Here is a 17,523-nt window from a genome sequence, read left to right on the forward strand (position 1 = left end):
AACACAAATCATCTTACTATGCAGGCATATAAAAACAAAAGCGTCCTGCATATGCAGGACGCTTTCAACGATTTTTTATGTAAAAAATTATTTGTTTAAAAAAGCGACAACATTTTTTTCAATACGATCATTTATGTTAGAAATATCCGCTTTGGCAAACTTCTCTCCTAAAATATTCTCATACAGTTCAATATACCTTTCAGAAACACTCTCAATGTACTCTTCGGTCATTTCCGGTATCTGCTGGCCTTCTTTTCCCTGAAAACCGTTAGCAATAAGCCACTGTCTAACAAACTCTTTAGAAAGCTGTTTTTGAGCCTCTCCTTTATTTTGACGCTCCTGGTAACCGTCTGCATAAAAATAACGGGAAGAGTCTGGTGTATGTATCTCATCTATCAGTACAATCTTACCTTCTTTAGTCTTACCAAACTCATATTTGGTATCAACAAGAATAAGGCCTCTTGAAGCAGCAATTTCGGTACCTCTCTGAAAAAGGTCTCTTGTATATTTTTCAAGTACAAGGTAATCTTCCTCTGTTACTATACCATTTGCAAGAATATCTTCACGAGAGATATCCATATCATGCTCACCATTATCTGCCTTAGTAGTTGGGGTAATAATAGGTGAAGGGAATTTATCATTCTCTTTTAAGCCTTCTGGCATTTCTACACCACAAAGCACTCTTTTACCTGCTGCATACTCACGCGCCGCGTGTCCTGAAAGATAACCACGAATAACCATTTCCACCTTAAAAGGCGTACATAAATGACCTACTGCAACATTAGGATCCGGAGTATCAATTAACCAGTTAGGTACGATATCTTCGGTAAGACGCATAAATTTAGTAGCTATCTGATTAAGAATCTGACCTTTGTAAGGTATACCTTTAGGCATAACCACGTCAAAAGCAGAAAGCCTGTCTGTAGCTATCATAACAAGCAGCTCGTCGTTAATATTATATACTTCTCTTACCTTACCGCGGTAAACCGATTTTTGTCCCGGAAAATTGAAATCAGTGGTCGTGATGGTGTTCATTACCTATGTATTATTATTTCATGTTTAACAAGCTGCAAAAATAAGAAACTTATTATTGCAAATTTTGCTTTTTATCATACATTTTAATTCTTATTGCATAAGTTATATTTACAATAAGTATTAGTAATGCATATATACTTAAAACAGTCTGAAAACCTGAACTCATCACTGCCAGGCAAAAAACAAGGAAGGCTAAATTAAAAAGAGTAAGTGATTTATTTAATTTCAAATCAAAAAACCACATTACACAGTAACTAAAAAAAGAAAGAAATAACACTAGCAAAGACAAAACAGCTTTTATATTACTGAACTCCCAGGTATAGCCTACTGTTTTATTAATTCCGAAATTTTCCATTCCATACTCAAACTCTATGTAAATAGCCGTTAGAATTAATAAAATAAATGTAAAAAGAACAGCATTCTTTGGTTTAGCAAAATCCATCATTAATTATGTATTTCTTATATAATGCAGCAAATCTATAATATGTTGTTCAAAATGAGAAACAAAACTTAATTCCAAAAACCATAAGGCATCGGTCTCCCCATTATGCTCATAACGCCATTTGGTCTCCAGCAAATCACTTATTATATCTGCCAGGTCATCAATAGCGTCGCCCATGTATAGCTCCGGATTTTCATTAGGATTAAAAGTAGAAAGCACGTAATAATACCCAAAATCGGGAAAATTAACTGCAATGGTTTGCCTTATGGCATTATAATCCGTATCCGGCGAATCAGGATAATACTCCTCATCAAAATCATAGTGAATATTTACGCAAAACGCATAAAGTTCTGCCAGGCTGCGCCTTAATTCCTCCAGAGCGGTTTCAGTCGGATTTGTGTATACCCCCCATTTTGCTACTGCATCAATAAGGGATAAAAGTTTTTTTGATTCTTCCATCTTTTATAGTTTTAAAAAGCATTGAGATGGAAAAAAAACGGGGCCAATAGCCCCGAATTATTAATCGTGGTTCTCTATGCTTTTATAAGCATCAATAATTTTCTTCACAAGTTTGTGGCGAACGATATCTTTATCATCCAGGTATAAAATACCTACACCGTCAACATCTTTTAATATTAAAATTGCCTCTTTAAGCCCGGATATGGTTCTTCTCGGCAAGTCTACCTGTCCGGGGTCACCGGTTATCATAAACTTAGCATTACGCCCCATACGGGTAAGGAACATCTTCATTTGCGAATGCGTGGTGTTTTGAGCCTCATCCAGTATTACAAAAGCATTATCAAGCGTACGTCCCCTCATAAAAGCAAGCGGCGCTATCTGTATAATACCTTTCAGTAAATAGTCCTCCAGTTTTTCGGGAGGAAGCATATCCCTAAGGGCATCATACAATGGCTGCATATAAGGGTCAAGCTTTTCTTTCATATCCCCCGGAAGAAAACCAAGGTTCTCCCCTGCCTCTACAGCCGGGCGTGTAAGTATAATACGCTTTACCTGTTTCTCCTTTAGTGCCTTTACAGCAAGGGCAACACCTGTATAGGTTTTACCTGTACCGGCAGGGCCTATGGCAAATACCATATCATTTTTAGCCATGTAATCTACCAGCTTTTGCTGATTTGGAGTCATTGCCTTTAATAAGCTTACCTCCTACACCATGCACTAAAATTTTATCTTTAGAGTCCATCATCTCAACTTGAGAATCACTCTGTATTACCCTTTCAATAACATTATCGTCTATATTGTTATAGCGTGAAAAGTGAAGCATAAGCCTCTTAAACCGCTTTTCAAACTCGTCGAGCATCTCCTTTTCGCCAAAGGCTTTAAGTGTGGTACCGCGTGCTACAATCTTTAGCTTAGGGTAGTATTTTTTAATGGTTTCAAGATGGGAATCCTGAGCGCCCCAAAAATCTTTCGGAGCGATGTCAACAAGTTCAATAGTTCTTTCGTTCAAAAGCAGTTGTTTTTAATTAGAAATGATAGCTATATAATTATTAGCTTTGCATTCAAATTTAGTGAATTTTTAAAACCACTTTTTAAAACTTTTGCACAATTTTATGTCAATAATTACCCTTACTACTGACTTTGGTATCAAAGACCATTTTGTGGGCGCTTTGAAAGGGAAAATTATATCTGATTATGCAGATGCCCGTATTATTGACATTTCTCACGACATAGATCTCTTTAACGTATCGGAAGCCAGTTATGTAGTGGGCGCAGCCTATAACAGTTTCCCTAAAGGTACGGTACACCTAATAGGGGTTGACGCAGAGCTTACTAAGGAAAACAGGCACATAGCCATGCAATGGAACGACCATTATTTTGTTTGTGCCGATAACGGTATCCTTAGTATACTTACACGAAAAATGGTTCCGCAGCGCATTGTTGAAATAAATATTCACGACCGCTTGCCAGGTGGCTCAACCGATATGGATGCATTTGTAACTGTCGCCTGTCATCTGGCTAAAGGAGGATCATTAAGTGTTATAGGGAAAGAAATACAGTCACTTAAGGAAACTAATGAACTGCAGGCTGTTGTTGCGGGAGATAAAAACTCCATTAAGGGTTATGTGGTATATATAGACCACTTTGGTAACTGTGTGACCAATATTTCGCAAAAGCTTATTAAAGAGGTAGCAAGAGGCAGGGATTTTGAAATTACCTTCAGTACTAAGACCATCAAGTCGGTTAAGGAGAGTTATTCTGATTTTGCCGTGAACACTAAATTTTCACTTAAAGATTATGAAGGCGAAAAGCTGGCTATTTTTAACGAGGCAGGCTTCCTTGAAATTGCCATTTACAGAAGTAACCCTCAAACCGTAGGTACCGCAAGAACCCTTTTAGGGCTTAAGTTCAGGGATGTGGTTAATGTGGTTTTTAAATAGTTTGGTATAATTATAAACACTTATAATATTAATATAAAAGCAGTATGTTTGTACGAATTGTAAAAATGAGTTTCCAGGAAGATAAGGTTGATTTGTTCCTTAATAATTTCCACGAATTCAAACAACACATACGAAACTATCCGGGTAACCGTTTTTTAGAATTATACAGGGACAAACAGGACCCTTCGGTATTTTTTACCTATAGCTATTGGGAAACCGAAGAAGATCTTGAAAGTTACCGCTATTCTGACCTGTTTGATGAAGTATGGTCTTTTACAAAAAAACTGTTTAAAGACAAGCCTCAGGCATGGAGTGTGGATAAAGTAGTAACTTTACCCTAAGAATACAACTATTAACCTTTGATTTAAAAACAGGCATTACTAATGAAAGCTTTGCTGCTAAGAGAAATCAAATCCTTTTTTGGTTCGCCCATAGGGTATTTGGTTATTGCAATTTTCCTTTTACTAAACGGGTTGTTCCTGTGGGTTTTTGATGGCGACTTTAATATACTTAACAGTGGATTTGCCGATTTAAGCCCTTTCTTCACCCTTGCACCGTGGATACTTATATTCCTTATCCCGGCAGTTACCATGCGTAGCTTTAGCGACGAGAAAAAACAGGGAACTATAGAATTACTTTTTACAAAACCACTTACCGTTTGGGAAATAGTTAACGGCAAATTTTTTGGTGCCCTTTTGCTAATAGTATTAGCAATACTACCTACAGTAGTGTATGTATTCGTACTATCATCACTTGGTAACCCTGAAGGTAATATTGACATGGGCAGCACTTTAGGCTCTTATTTCGGGCTATTGTTCCTTATAGCGGGATATACTGCAATTGGTATATTTACCTCTGCCCTTTCAGATAATCAGATTGTAGCATTTATCGTTTCGGTATTCCTTTGCTTTTTGTTCTATTTTGGTTTTGAGGGCGCTTCAGGTCTTATAGGAGGCTTTAGCGGGTTTATTTCCTCTCTTGGTATGGATTACCACTTTAAGAGTATGAGCCGCGGTGTAATAGACACCAGAGATGTTATTTACTTTGTCAGCATTACTATCCTGTTCTTATCGCTTACTGTTTATAAACTTAAAACTCTTAAATGGTAATGGAACAGACTAAAAAACACATAAGGAAACAACTGCTTATTACCGTTGTAATTTTAATAGCCCTGAATATAGCAGGAAGTTATTTATTTAAACGTTTTGACCTTACCCAGGATAAACGTTACACCCTATCTCAAGCTACTTTAAATCTTATCGACCAGATAGATGAGCCTTTATATATAGATGTTTTACTTGACGGAAAATTTCCGGGAGAGTTTAAAAGGCTGCAAACAGAAACAAGGCAGCTTTTAGAAGAGTTTAAGGCGCATAATTCTAATATTATTTTCCAGTTTGAAAACCCTCTTGAAAACGAGGATAACATGCAGGAAGATATGCGTATGCTTTACAGCAGAGGCCTTACTCCTATAAGTGTAACTGTTGACGATAAAGGAAAACAAAGCCAGGAGGTGGTTTTCCCCTGGGCAATGGTAAACTACGGGACAAAAACATCTAAAGTACAGTTACTTAAAAATGTAATGACCACTTCAACCGCAGAAAAAGTGGTAAGTTCTGTACAGCATTTAGAATATGCTTTTGCCGAAGCTATCAGCAAAGCTATAAATGAAAAAGAGAAAAAAATAGCGGTTATTAAAGGTAATGGTGAGTTACACGACCTTCTTATTGCCGATTTTCTTAAACAGGCCGGAGAAAGCTATTTCATAGGTCCTGTAACACTGGATTCGGTTGCAAAAGACCCAATCAAAACATTAAAGCTTTTAAACGATTTTGACCTTGCCATCATTGCAAAACCTACAAAAGAGTTTACCGAAGAGGAAAAACAGGTATTGGATCAGTTTATAATAAATGGCGGTAAAACGCTGTGGATGATAGATCAGGTACAGGCTGAGATGGATAGCCTGTATAACGAGACCGGCAATACTCTTGCCTTTAACCGAAATCTGAATCTTACCGATATGTTCTTTAAATATGGAGTAAGAGTCAATCCAGATCTTATTAAAGACGAGTTGGCAACTTCAATAAAACTTGCTGTAGGCCAAAGAGGCAGCCAAACAGAATATCAGGACTTCCTTTGGAAACTATCTCCTTTTGTATATCCTGATTCAGAAAACCCTATCGTTAAGAATATGAGTGGTATCCGTTTTGAGTTCGCTAACTCGATAGATACGCTTAAAAATGATATCAAGAAGACTGTTTTACTACACTCATCACCCTATTCTAAAAGACTGGGTATACCTACCCAGATAAGCCTTAGCATGGTTAATGAGAAAACGAATCCTTCTGATTATGAAGGGCAGGGCGATATCCCTGTTTCTGTCCTTTTAGAAGGTAAGTTCCATTCGGTTTACGAGAACAGGGTATTACCGTTTAAAGACTCTTCTTTTAAGCCTGTAGGGGGTGAAAACAAAATGATTATCATATCTGATGGAGACATTATAAAAAACCAGCTGGACAAATCGTATCAGCCGCTTGAGCTTGGTTATGACAAATGGACAAACAGCCTTTATGACAACAAGCCTTTCCTTATGAACTGCGTAAATTATCTGTTAGATGATAACGGACTTATTAACATCCGAAGCAAAGATGTAGACCTTCCGTTACTGGATAAGGAAAAAGTTTATGAACAATATACAACCGCGCAGTTTATAACTGTCGGATTACCAATAATAATTTTGCTTGTATTCGGCTTGCTGTTTACGTTCATCAGAAAAAGGAAGTATTCCCGATAGTGTTAATAAAAAATATTTCACATTCGGTTTGATTACGATATATTTGTGAAACGTAATTTTTACGAAAATCAAAGAATAAAGAAATGAAATTTATAGTATCCAGTTCATATTTACTAAAACAGCTTCAGGTTTTAGGAAGCGTTATCAACAGCAGTAACACACTGCCTATTCTAGATAACTTCCTTTTTGAATTAAACAGCAATGAGCTTACGGTTTCTGCTTCAGACCTTGAAACAACAATGTCTGCTACTCTTGAAATAGATTCAGAGAGTCAGGGTAGCGTTGCCGTGCCTGCAAAACTGTTACTGGAAACCTTAAAAACATTCCCGGAGCAGCCGCTTACTTTTACTGTAGAAGATAACAACACTATAGAAATAAGCTCAAACTCGGGTAAATATGCACTTGCTTATGCAGCAGGTGAAGAATTCCCTAAAGCGGTATCGCTTGAAGATCCTTCTTCTACCCTGGTTCCTGCAGATGTACTTGCAACAGCAGTAAGTAAAACTATTTTTGCTGCCGGTAACGACGATCTTCGTCCGGTAATGTCGGGTGTATTTTTCCAGTTCTCACCGGAGGGACTTACTTTTGTAGCTACCGATGCTCACAAACTGGTTAAATATGCAAGAACTGATGTAAAAGCTTCTCAGGTGGCCGATTTTATCATGCCAAGAAAGCCGCTTAACATACTTAAAGGTATCCTTGCAACATCTGATGCTGAAGTTAAAATTGAGTACAACGATTCTAACGCTACATTCTCTTTTGACAACTACGTATTAACCTGCCGACTAATTGACGGTAAATACCCTAACTACGAAGCGGTTATACCTAAAGAGAATCCTAATAAGCTTTTAATAAACAGGACTTCTTTCTTAAGCTCTGTTCGTCGTGTGGCCATCTTCTCTAACAAGACTACCCACCAAATACGTCTTAAAATTGCAGGTACAGAACTAAACATTTCTGCTGAGGATATTGATTACTCAAACAAAGCAGAAGAAAGACTTACTTGTGATTACCAGGGTGATGATATGCAGATAGGTTTCAATTCGCGTTTCCTTACTGAGATGCTTACTAACCTGCAAAGCGACGAAATTATGCTGGAAATGTCGTTACCAAACCGTGCCGGTATCCTTACCCCTATAGACGGGCTTGATGAAGGAGAAACCGTTACCATGCTGGTAATGCCTGTTATGCTAAACAGCTAATACCTTAGTTTTTAAAACAGTACAAAACTTAATCGTAAACATAGCACGATTAGAGAACTGTTGCCTTAAATAAGCTATTTATCCAACCCTTTTTATATATAAAAACCGCAACACTTAATTGAGTTGCGGTTTTTTTCTTTGCTAATAGTATTAGCAAATTATGAATTTATAAAGTTTATAATATCCTCATTAAATTTCTCCCTATGTGTATAGAAAAGCCCGTGAGGAGCATCATCATATATTATATATTGACTGTGAGGCACGTATTTGGCGGTTTCTTCGGCAGAACCATCAATAGGTACCGTTTCATCGGCCTTACCGTGAATTATAAGTAAAGGGATTTTTATCTTAGGTAAATCTCTCCTGAAATCGGTTGTAGACCATGCCTGCATTGATTTGATGGTTGCATATCCGGCAGAGTTCATTGCCATATTAAGGGTATGCTGTAAATGGTCGTCACTAACAGGATGGCTAAACAAATGAACCCCAAAGAAGGTTTTACCAAAACCTGCCAGAAAATGTGCCCTGTCCTGCTCTAACTGATCATGAATAGCATCAAACGTACTTTGATTCACTCCTGTAGGATTATCATCCGTAAGCAATAAATAAGGCGTTACAGCGCTTATAAGAGCTGCTTTTGTAACTCTTCCGTCCTCATTGTATTTAGAAAGGTAACGGGCTACTTCTCCGCCTCCCATTGAAAAACCTACAAGGGTCACATCGTTAAGCTCAAGTTCTTCTATAAGTGCTTTAAGATCGGAAGCAAAGGTATCGTAGTCATAACCTTCCCAAGGGCGTGAAGACATTCCGAATCCTCTCCTGTCGTAAGCTATAACTCTAATATTATGTTTAGGAAGCTCGTTAAGCTGGTATTCCCACATGGCATGATTAAGCGGCCAACCGTGAATTAAAACTACCGGTTTGCCCCTACCGATATCCTGATAAAATATCTTTACTTCTTCTGAACTTCCGGATAAACTAACAGAATTTGTTGTAATAAATGGCATAACTTTTTATTGTTTTGAATTAATAATAGCATAAAGTTACTAAGCCAAAAATCAGCATTTACCTCATTAAGAAATATTTAGCTGTTAATAAAAGTTAAACCAGGTGCTGTTTATATAACACCCATTTTTTCCATAAGGAAAGTCGCACTTTTGTTTTTACAAATACCTTCCCTAAGTGTATAATCAAAATAAAGGTCGTTATTAATAATCTGTGCTTCAAAACAATTATTACTCAAATCTTCCGGATATTTAAAAGTGGTATTACAAACTTCAACATCGTGGGTTGCAATAGCGCCAATAGCCTTTCGGGCAACCATTTTCTTAACCACTTCAATAGTTCCCGTACGCTTATCGTCAGAGTTCGTACCACGAAGTATTTCATCCAATAACACAAATGCCTTTTCCTGTTCCAGACTGTCCATAATCTGTTTTAAACGCTTTATTTCAGCATAGAAGTACGATTCACTGTCAGATAATGAATCGGAAAGTCTCATGGAAACCAACACAGGCATCGGGTGTATATTAGCCTGAGTGGCACAAACAGGAGCCCCAATGCCAGCTAATACCATATTTACTCCTAAACTTCTTAAAAATGTACTTTTACCCGACATGTTAGATCCTGTTAGAATCATAAACTTCGGATTGAAATCAACATCATTGCCTACCCTCGTCTGTGCATTAAGCAACGGATGTGCAACATTAGTAAAGGATATTTTATATTCATTATTAAGCTGCGGGAATACAAAATCGGGGTTATTGTAATACAGATTGGCAATACTGCTTAAGGCTTCGGCCTCAGCAATTACCTCAAGCCATTCTGAAACTGCCTCTGCATGCTGTTTTTTCCATTTTAAAAGCGAATTAAGCGTATGCAGATGAAATAGGAAACCTCCGTTAAAAGCAATCATCACAAAGAGGTTATTAACCGTATCCATTCTTGAAAAAAGTTCAGAAAGTACTTTAATCTGCTCTCCTGCCTTATGGTTATTCAGTAAAAGCTTTTTTTGCAGTTGTTGTAACTTTTCACTTTTAAAAGTTTCGTTCTCTATCTGTTCAATTATAAGGCTGTAGTTATAAATAATCTCATGAAGCTCTGTAGTATCGGCTATTTCTGCTTTAATTAATTTAAATCGGGATGAAACAAAACCCAGATTAAAGATAAAAAGATAGCCTGCATAGGTGAGCAGTTTCTCTTCCCTAACAAATATGTACCCTAATAAGCAGGCTGCTAATAATATTGGCAATACATAAGCCAGTACCATTGTCCATTTCGGAATTTCATACAGCCCTTTTTTACTCCAGTCGGTAAGCTTTTTATATAGAATATTGCTATCCTTATTAACCTTCCCCAAGGCCCTTATTTCCTGCCTCCACTCGGCCTTATCGGCAAGCTCTTTTATGGCTTCCTGATTTTGAAGTATTTCCTGCTGTGGCAGGACTTTTAAAAGCATAGAGGCTAGTTTTACTTTACCTCTATAGGTTTCCGTACGGTTAATATTATGAAACAATGACTTGTTGCCAAACATATCCAGATCGTAGGAATAGGTATGATGAAAATCTACAAACTCACCTCCGTCAGGAAACGGAATTGCCTCACGTTTTAAATAGGCTATTTCATTCTTATTGATTTCTACCAATGCAATTGCCCTGGTTTTTGCTTTAGCTACCTGCGAGTGCTTTTTCATCAGTACTATAAAAGCAATGGCACAAATAAACATACTGGTAAGGTTAAACAGCATATCCCAACTGTTCTTAATAGCCTGCCAGCCAAAAAACAGAAAGCATACAGCAGCAATAAGCCTTAATAAACTTATAGTGTTATAGCGTTTTTTTAAAAGTTCAAGTTCCTGGGTAAATTGTGAAAGGCGTGATGTATAAAAATCCATTATAGTACGGTTAAGTAGCAAATATAATATAAGGCATAAAAAATCCCGCCAAATGGCGGGATAATATATTATTTTTCCTGTTCCTTAAAAACCAACAAAGGTATCTTGGTATGATAGGCCATTTTTTTAGTCAGGCTACTATGGAAAAGCCTTTCAAAAAAGTTTCTTTTGTGCTTGCGCATAACCAGCATATCAACATGCTGACTCTCAATAAAATCAAGAATTGTCTGCTCTATATGGTCTCCCGCTATATTAAAGAAATCAATATTCTCATCCCTGTAATACAGTTTCCATTCGGCAATACGCTCATCTATATCGGATGGATCATCAGGGTTTTTAATGTATAGGCATTGAACCGTAGCATTAAACCTGTCGGATATTTCAAGTGCCTGTCTAAGGGCATCGTTATCTTTTTCCTTATACTGTGTGGTAAAGGCTATATTTTTTATCTGATGATGAAACTCAGCTTCTTCCGGCACCGCTAATACAGGTACTTCGGTATTAGACATTACAGATGCTGTAGTAGAGCCTATAAACGTTTCTTTTAATCCGCTGGCACCTTTAGTACCCATTATTATAAAATCGGCTGCTTCATCTTTACAAACCTTATTGATGTTATAAACAAGATCTCCGTAAAGCAGGACGTTTCTCATTTTTACATGGCCCAGTCCCTTACTCTCTGCTATTCTATGAAGCTCAGGGAGTTCTTCCCTAAAGCTTTCAAACTGATTCATCTCCACAATGTCAAAAATCTCTTTGGTCATTTCCGGCATAGGCGGAGTATCTACAATCGGAAGATCGTAAACATGGAGTATAATAAGCTCGGCATTAAAACTGTCGGCAAAGCGCAGTGCATAAACATAAGCTGCTTTTGCGGCATGAGAAAAATCCGTAGGAAAAAGAATACGCTTCATAATTTAGTTTAGTGTTGATTCCTGTAAAGTTACAAAATTTACACACCTAAATTATGATATTTATCAGGGTTGTTTGTAAGGTTTTTGTTAAAAAAAAAGCCGGCTTAAAGCCGGCAAAATAATTTGTGTCGTTTTTGTATTTCTAGTTTAGCTTATTAAAAGTATCTGTATAAGTACCTGTAATTGTTACATTGCTTCCTTTTGTAACATTACCATATATGGTTATTGATGAGCCTGAGCCTACAAACTCTATAGTAGAATTACTGTTTAAAACAAGGTTACCATATATAACCACGCTACCTTCTACCCTAAATATTGCATTACTGTTTACGTTAAGCGATAACCAAGGGTTGTTAGCCTGACCTTGTGCCAAAGAACCTTTCATATAAAAAGTACCGTTACTGTTTACATTAAGCCCCTGAGAAACTGCAAGCGAACCACAGAAGGTAAGATTAGAGTTAGAATTGATGTTAGCTCCCTGTATTGAAGCCGAACCCTGATATTCTTTAGTTTGGTTAGAGTTTACATTTAACCATGCAGAACCATTATAGGTAGGAAAGTCAGTACAGTCTATAGTTTGTACATTAGAAAGGATATGAACTATTTTAAGTCCGCCGTTACCCATCGCTGCAAAAATATATTTGTCTTTACTTATAACATAATTACAAGAACTGCCAAGGTTTATAGAACCCATAATGTCAAGCCCCTGGTTTCCGTTACCGTTCTGATAAATGTAAAGACCTGCACCACCATTAGCTATATAAACTTTATCGTCATTAACAGATACTGCATTAGTAGTAATGTCAGACGGATCTACACCCTCAACAGATGTTGGTACAGTAACCGTTTGTGTTTTATTACCAGAGTTCATGTTATAAACTCCAAGTCCGTTATAACCTTCAGAAACTAACAATGAGTTATTACCAAGAAAATCGATAGTTCTTTTGGCATCTGCAACATCCTGAGAAGTTGCAAATGTGTTTTGCTGGTTAAGATTATTTGCGTTATAAACCTTAATCCCCTGAGTACCGCTAAGGATTACTACTTTATTGCTGTTATAAGCTACTGCCCTTAAATCGCTTACAGGAATAGCCATTTCTACCTGATGAGTAGATTTGTTTAGCTGAGCCAGCGCTCCGTTATCACCAGATACTGCAAAGTATTTGTTACCCGATGAAGTTACAGATGTCCCTACATTACCTGTTAGGGTAGTTTGGGCATAGTTTGTAGTCAATAATCCGTTAGAAAGTGTCATTGCAGCTACAAAAGCAGGAGAATCTAAATCTTGGTATGCATCAATACTGGCAGCACCTGCTATATATAATACTCCGTTATCGTAACTTACCGAGCTTACATCTGTATTAGGCAATATAGCCTGCATAACAAGCTGTGGAACGTTAGGATTTGTAATATCTATTACATCTATTGCACCTGCATAAGCTTCACCCTGCATATTATAAGATACATAAGCATAATTACCGTTAATAGCCACGTGAGTAGCTTTAAGCGTTAAACCCTGGTATACAGGAGGATTAATTTCTGCTACAAGCTCTAAAGGGAAGCTACCGGCTACAGGATCATTATCCTTTCCTGCAAACGGAAGGTTAATATCTAAAACTCCTGAATTGTCAAATTTGATTCGATTGTTTAATGTGGAAGAATCTGTATTTAAAATAATTTTTTCCTGAACATTATTATTGTTGATAGTGTTATCATCATTATTACAGGAAATCATTAAAAGAACTGCTCCTAAAAGTGCGCCAAAACGCATAAAATTAATCTTCATTCTTAGTTGTTTGTGGGGTTTATTATAAATTATGATACAAATGTATTGATACTTAATTATAGAAAATCATTTTTTAGTTAATTGACTCTTTTCTTGCGATGAATGGTAAAACAATGCAGTTGTTCGTTTTAATACTATCTTTGCATAAAATTTTTGTTTATGATTTCTCAGGATACCATTGTTGCCCTTGCCACACCATCAGGTGCCGGGGCTATTGCCATTATTCGACTTTCAGGAAACGATGCCATAACCATTGCTTCAAAGGTTTTCCGCTCTGTTTCTGGCAAGGATATCACTAAGCAAAAAACACATACCATTCATCTTGGGCATATTGCCGAAGACAACAGGATATACGATCAGGTGCTGCTTTCGGTTTTTAAAGGACCAAATTCTTACACAGGAGAAAATACGGTTGAAATATCATGTCATGGTTCTACCTATATTCAGCAACAGATAATCCAGCTTATGCTTCGTCAGGGATGCCGAATGGCAAATGCCGGAGAATTTACCCTGAGGGCGTTTCTAAATGGTAAATTGGACTTATCTCAAGCTGAGGCTGTGGCCGACCTGATAGCCAGTGATAATGAGGCATCACACCAAATTGCTATGCAGCAGATGCGTGGTGGGTTTTCTAACGAAATTGCCAAACTTAGGGATGAACTTTTAAATTTTGCCTCACTTATTGAGCTTGAACTGGATTTTGCTGAAGAAGATGTTGAATTTGCAGACAGGACACAATTCCATGACCTTTTAGACAGAATAGAATTTGTTCTTAAAAGGCTTATAGACTCTTTTGCTGTAGGTAATGTTATTAAAAACGGTATACCTGTAGCTATAGTAGGTGAACCGAATGTAGGTAAGTCTACACTTTTAAATGCACTACTTAATGAAGAGCGTGCCATAGTATCGGATATTGCAGGGACTACCCGAGATACTATTGAAGATGAACTGGTTATAAATGGTATAGGCTTTCGTTTTATAGATACTGCCGGTATAAGGGAAACACAGGATGTAGTGGAAAGCATTGGTATTAAAAAGACTTTTGAGAAAATAGAACAGGCTCAGGTTGTTATCTATTTAGTAGACAGCTCTCAACTAGCTACTGAAGAAACACAGATGAAACGCCTGAAAATAGAGATCGAAAAAATTAAAAACCAATTCCCTTTAAAACCTCTGGTTGTTTTAGGTAATAAAGCAGACAAACTTACTGATGCCCAAAAATCAGAAATTATAAATGAAATACCTGAACTTTACCTACTTTCTGCAAAAGAAAACACAGGAGTTGAGGAATTGAAAGAAAAACTTTTATCGTTTGTAAATACAGGGGCTCTTCGCAATAACGAAACCATAGTAACTAATACAAGACACTATGATTCGTTATTAAAAGCTTTAGAGGAAATACAAAAAGTACAGTTTGGGCTACGTTCAGGAATTTCGGCAGACCTTATGGCTATAGACATAAGGCAGGCACTTTATTTCTTTGGAGAAATAACAGGTCAGGTCACTAACGATGAACTTTTAGGTAATATTTTTGCTAATTTCTGCATCGGAAAATAGCAGGCGCAAAACAACATAAACAAAACCAGTTAAATTGTTACAAAACAGAAATTTAACTGGTTTTTCACTTTTAAACACTTTATCTTTATTAGGTAACATTAAATAATAAAAAGTTAAGTATTCTGTCCATTGTAGGTTATTCTTTTGCGATTAATTTAATCCTTAAATACAAATTAAGGTAGTATTCTTACAAGATTTATTGTAACTTGTAATATCTGTATAGATAGTTAGGAATTAACAGATTTTTTAAGCTTATGAATATCAAAAATCAATTTCGCATCCTATATAAAAGGATAGTTGGTAGTATTGCTTTTTTACCGGGTATAATTGCTCTATGCTTTTTAATACTATCAATTATAATGCTTGAAATAGATTTCTCTTCAATAGGTACAAACCTAAAGACAAATACAGATTGGCTTCGCTTAAAAGATGCCAGTACTGCACGGTCAATAATTTCAACAATAGCTGCTGCACTTCTTTCCCTTACTGTATTTAGCTTTTCTATGGTCATGATAGTACTTAATCAGGCTGCATCGCAAATGAGTAACAGGGTATTAACCAGTATGATTCAAAACCGTTTTCAGCAAATTGTTCTTGGGTGTTACATAGGTACCATTGTATATGCTCTCACCATTTTAAGTACCATACGAGACACAAGCAATAACACTTCTATTCCATCGTTAAGTATATACCTTCTTATTGTTCTTACTGTAATAGCTATTTTCATGTTTATTTACTTTTTAGACTATGTCACAAAAACTGTAAAATATGAGACGGTTATTGATAGAGTAGAAAAAAAAACACTTACCGCTATATCCGGGATATTTGAAACAGGAGAATCAGAATACAATGTAGTAAACTCCGGAGGTATTCCTATAAGTGTTCCGGAGTCGGGTTATTTTCAGGGATTCAACAAAGAGAGTCTTCTTAAAGCAGCTACAGAAAATGATATGGTAGTACAGTTCCGTTATAAACGCAGTAGCTTTCTATTAAAAGACACTGTACTATTAGAGATCTTCACCAAAAAACCCATGAATAAGGAAATGATGAATAAGGTGATAAATACTGTTGATTTATATAACGGACAACCTATAGATCAAAACGCAGACTATGGCTGTTTACAACTTGCAGAAATAGCCATTAAAGCGTTGAGCCCCGGGATAAATGACCCTGCAACCGCTGTTTTGAGCCTTAATGCCCTAACAAATGTTTTAGCAAACCGTTTGTATTGTAAACAACCTGAAATCTATAAAGATAACCACAATACCACCCGTATATATTGCCCTTCTTCCGGTTTTGAAGAAATTTTTCATCAATGTATCTTACCGATATGGAAGTATGGTAAAAACGATCAATTTATACAGCAAGCAATGTATAAGGCTGTAATGCTGCTTAAAGAAAGTGATGTAAAAAATGTATATCATAACCTTTTAGATCAATTTCTACTTAAAATAAATGAAAAAATTGAGGAAGAATCTACTTTAAATTTTCTATCGTAAAAATAAAAAATCATAAAGTAATTTATCAGGTACGTAAAAACTATACGGCATGAGCCTTACGCCTCAGGCAAAAACTAAATGACGGTTCCCTTGATCTTGCAGTTGTTCCTAAACTGTACCTTGTTAAGAAACTTTTGCTGAGCCTTTATGTATTGAGCCGTTCGTTTCCAAAATTCAAAAAGGCGCAATCTTTAAGGATACAGCCACGAAAAATATAGCCCAATTTTTCTTATTACTATTTATTAATTTTTCCTGCAATAATAAGACACATTATCATTCCTTACTAGATAATTACACCTACAAAAGAAAAAATTGAAATGATAAATGAAGATTCCGAACATCCGGAATTGTATTTAACAGATAAAATTATGCTTAACATCCACTACTCCCCCATTGTTGGGAAAGATTTAGCATAACTTAAAGATAGTATTAAGGATACTCTGTATCAGCATTTTGTAATTTGCTATACCAAAAATAAAATCCTATGACTACTCTTACCCAAGCACTTTTTGCGGCTTCGAGACAGGGAAACCTTCCTGTCCTACAGGAAATTTTTACTCATAATGTAAACTTGAATATCAGGGATGAACGTGGTTTTACCCCCCTGATTATTGCTGCTTACAATAACCAGCCTGAAGCTGTAGCACTGCTGTTACAAGCTGGGGCTAATCCTGACACAACCGATAATGGAAGAAACACAGCATTAATGGGAGCCTGCTTTAAAGGGCATGTGGAAGTAGCTAAAGTACTAATAGCCAATGGAGCTAATCTGGATGCACAACACGGTAATGGTGGAACTGCTTTAATGTTTGCTGTTATGTTCGGACGTAACATTATAGCAGATCTACTCTTAGAACAGGGAGCAGACTATACTCTTAAGGATATACGCGGGCTTACCGCTCTTGATTTGGCCCTGCAGCAAGGTAATCACAGTGTGGCAGAAAAACTATTGGCTATTGCCAAACAAACCGAAATTTCGAAATAAAACTAAAGAAATAAATA

At 36.7% G+C, this 17,523-nt stretch carries 15 protein-coding genes and 1 pseudogene; 8 read left to right on the forward strand and 8 right to left on the reverse strand.

What is annotated here, in order from left to right:
* Positions 1–87: 87 nt before the first annotated feature.
* The 4 genes and pseudogenes from FUA48_RS14710 to FUA48_RS14725 all read right to left on the reverse strand — a co-directional run bounded on the left by FUA48_RS14710 (position 88) and on the right by FUA48_RS14725 (position 2,945).
* Positions 88–1,035, reverse strand: coding sequence for a phosphoribosylaminoimidazolesuccinocarboxamide synthase (locus FUA48_RS14710; protein WP_147584229.1), 948 nt, complete (start codon positions 1,033–1,035; stop codon positions 88–90).
* Positions 1,036–1,087: 52 nt separating this feature from the next.
* Entirely contained in the window at positions 1,088–1,480 is a 393-nt protein-coding gene (locus FUA48_RS14715) for a hypothetical protein (protein WP_147584230.1), read from the reverse strand.
* A gap of 3 nt (positions 1,481–1,483) precedes the next feature.
* Positions 1,484–1,936 (reverse strand): DUF5063 domain-containing protein, encoded by a 453-nt coding sequence (locus FUA48_RS14720; protein ID WP_147584231.1) that lies wholly within the window; start codon positions 1,934–1,936, stop codon positions 1,484–1,486.
* Between the two features lie 60 nt (positions 1,937–1,996).
* Positions 1,997–2,945: pseudogene (locus FUA48_RS14725) on the reverse strand (PhoH family protein).
* A gap of 103 nt (positions 2,946–3,048) precedes the next feature.
* Here FUA48_RS14725 and FUA48_RS14730 point away from each other — a divergent pair.
* The 5 genes from FUA48_RS14730 to dnaN all read left to right on the forward strand — a co-directional run bounded on the left by FUA48_RS14730 (position 3,049) and on the right by dnaN (position 7,872).
* Positions 3,049–3,876, forward strand: a complete 828-nt coding sequence (locus FUA48_RS14730; protein WP_147584232.1) for an SAM hydrolase/SAM-dependent halogenase family protein — start codon at positions 3,049–3,051, stop codon at positions 3,874–3,876.
* A gap of 44 nt (positions 3,877–3,920) precedes the next feature.
* Complete coding sequence (locus tag FUA48_RS14735) at positions 3,921–4,217, forward strand: putative quinol monooxygenase (protein WP_147584233.1); 297 nt, start codon at positions 3,921–3,923, stop codon at positions 4,215–4,217.
* A gap of 42 nt (positions 4,218–4,259) precedes the next feature.
* Positions 4,260–4,985: a gliding motility-associated ABC transporter permease subunit GldF gene (gene gldF / locus FUA48_RS14740; RefSeq protein ID WP_147584234.1), complete on the forward strand. Its 726-nt coding sequence runs from the start codon at positions 4,260–4,262 to the stop codon at positions 4,983–4,985.
* A complete protein-coding gene (gene gldG / locus FUA48_RS14745) occupies positions 4,985–6,670 on the forward strand; it encodes a gliding motility-associated ABC transporter substrate-binding protein GldG (protein ID WP_147584235.1) in 1,686 nt (561 codons plus the stop codon). The genes gldF and gldG overlap by 1 nt, the downstream gene beginning before the upstream one ends.
* An 83-nt stretch (positions 6,671–6,753) precedes the next feature.
* The gene (gene dnaN, locus FUA48_RS14750; RefSeq protein WP_147584236.1) at positions 6,754–7,872 is read left to right on the forward strand and encodes a DNA polymerase III subunit beta; all 1,119 of its coding nucleotides are present in this window, start codon (positions 6,754–6,756) and stop codon (positions 7,870–7,872) included.
* Positions 7,873–8,030: 158 nt separating this feature from the next.
* Here the strand turns inward: dnaN and FUA48_RS14755 are convergent, their stop codons facing one another.
* From FUA48_RS14755 to FUA48_RS14770, 4 genes are all read right to left on the reverse strand, one after another.
* Positions 8,031–8,879: an alpha/beta fold hydrolase gene (locus FUA48_RS14755; protein ID WP_147584237.1), complete on the reverse strand. Its 849-nt coding sequence runs from the start codon at positions 8,877–8,879 to the stop codon at positions 8,031–8,033.
* A 110-nt stretch (positions 8,880–8,989) separates the two neighbouring features.
* Positions 8,990–10,765 (reverse strand): MutS-related protein, encoded by a 1,776-nt coding sequence (locus FUA48_RS14760; protein ID WP_147584238.1) that lies wholly within the window; start codon positions 10,763–10,765, stop codon positions 8,990–8,992.
* 68 nt (positions 10,766–10,833) lie between these two features.
* The gene (locus FUA48_RS14765; protein WP_147584239.1) at positions 10,834–11,679 is read right to left on the reverse strand and encodes a universal stress protein; all 846 of its coding nucleotides are present in this window, start codon (positions 11,677–11,679) and stop codon (positions 10,834–10,836) included.
* Between the two features lie 142 nt (positions 11,680–11,821).
* Positions 11,822–13,465, reverse strand: a complete 1,644-nt coding sequence (locus FUA48_RS14770; protein WP_240732479.1) for an LVIVD repeat-containing protein — start codon at positions 13,463–13,465, stop codon at positions 11,822–11,824.
* A 159-nt stretch (positions 13,466–13,624) separates the two neighbouring features.
* Between FUA48_RS14770 and mnmE the strand changes: the two genes are divergently transcribed.
* The 3 genes from mnmE (at position 13,625) to FUA48_RS14785 (ending at position 17,506) form a co-directional block, all read left to right on the forward strand.
* Positions 13,625–15,022 (forward strand): tRNA uridine-5-carboxymethylaminomethyl(34) synthesis GTPase MnmE, encoded by a 1,398-nt coding sequence (mnmE, locus tag FUA48_RS14775; RefSeq protein ID WP_147584240.1) that lies wholly within the window; start codon positions 13,625–13,627, stop codon positions 15,020–15,022.
* A 254-nt stretch (positions 15,023–15,276) separates the two neighbouring features.
* Positions 15,277–16,521: a DUF2254 domain-containing protein gene (locus FUA48_RS14780; RefSeq protein ID WP_147584241.1), complete on the forward strand. Its 1,245-nt coding sequence runs from the start codon at positions 15,277–15,279 to the stop codon at positions 16,519–16,521.
* 484 nt (positions 16,522–17,005) lie between these two features.
* Positions 17,006–17,506: an ankyrin repeat domain-containing protein gene (locus FUA48_RS14785; RefSeq protein ID WP_147584242.1), complete on the forward strand. Its 501-nt coding sequence runs from the start codon at positions 17,006–17,008 to the stop codon at positions 17,504–17,506.
* Positions 17,507–17,523 lie beyond the last annotated feature (17 nt).

The sequence above is a fragment of the Flavobacterium alkalisoli genome (genome assembly GCF_008000935.1).
Classification (GTDB): Bacteria; Bacteroidota; Bacteroidia; order Flavobacteriales; family Flavobacteriaceae; genus Flavobacterium; species Flavobacterium alkalisoli.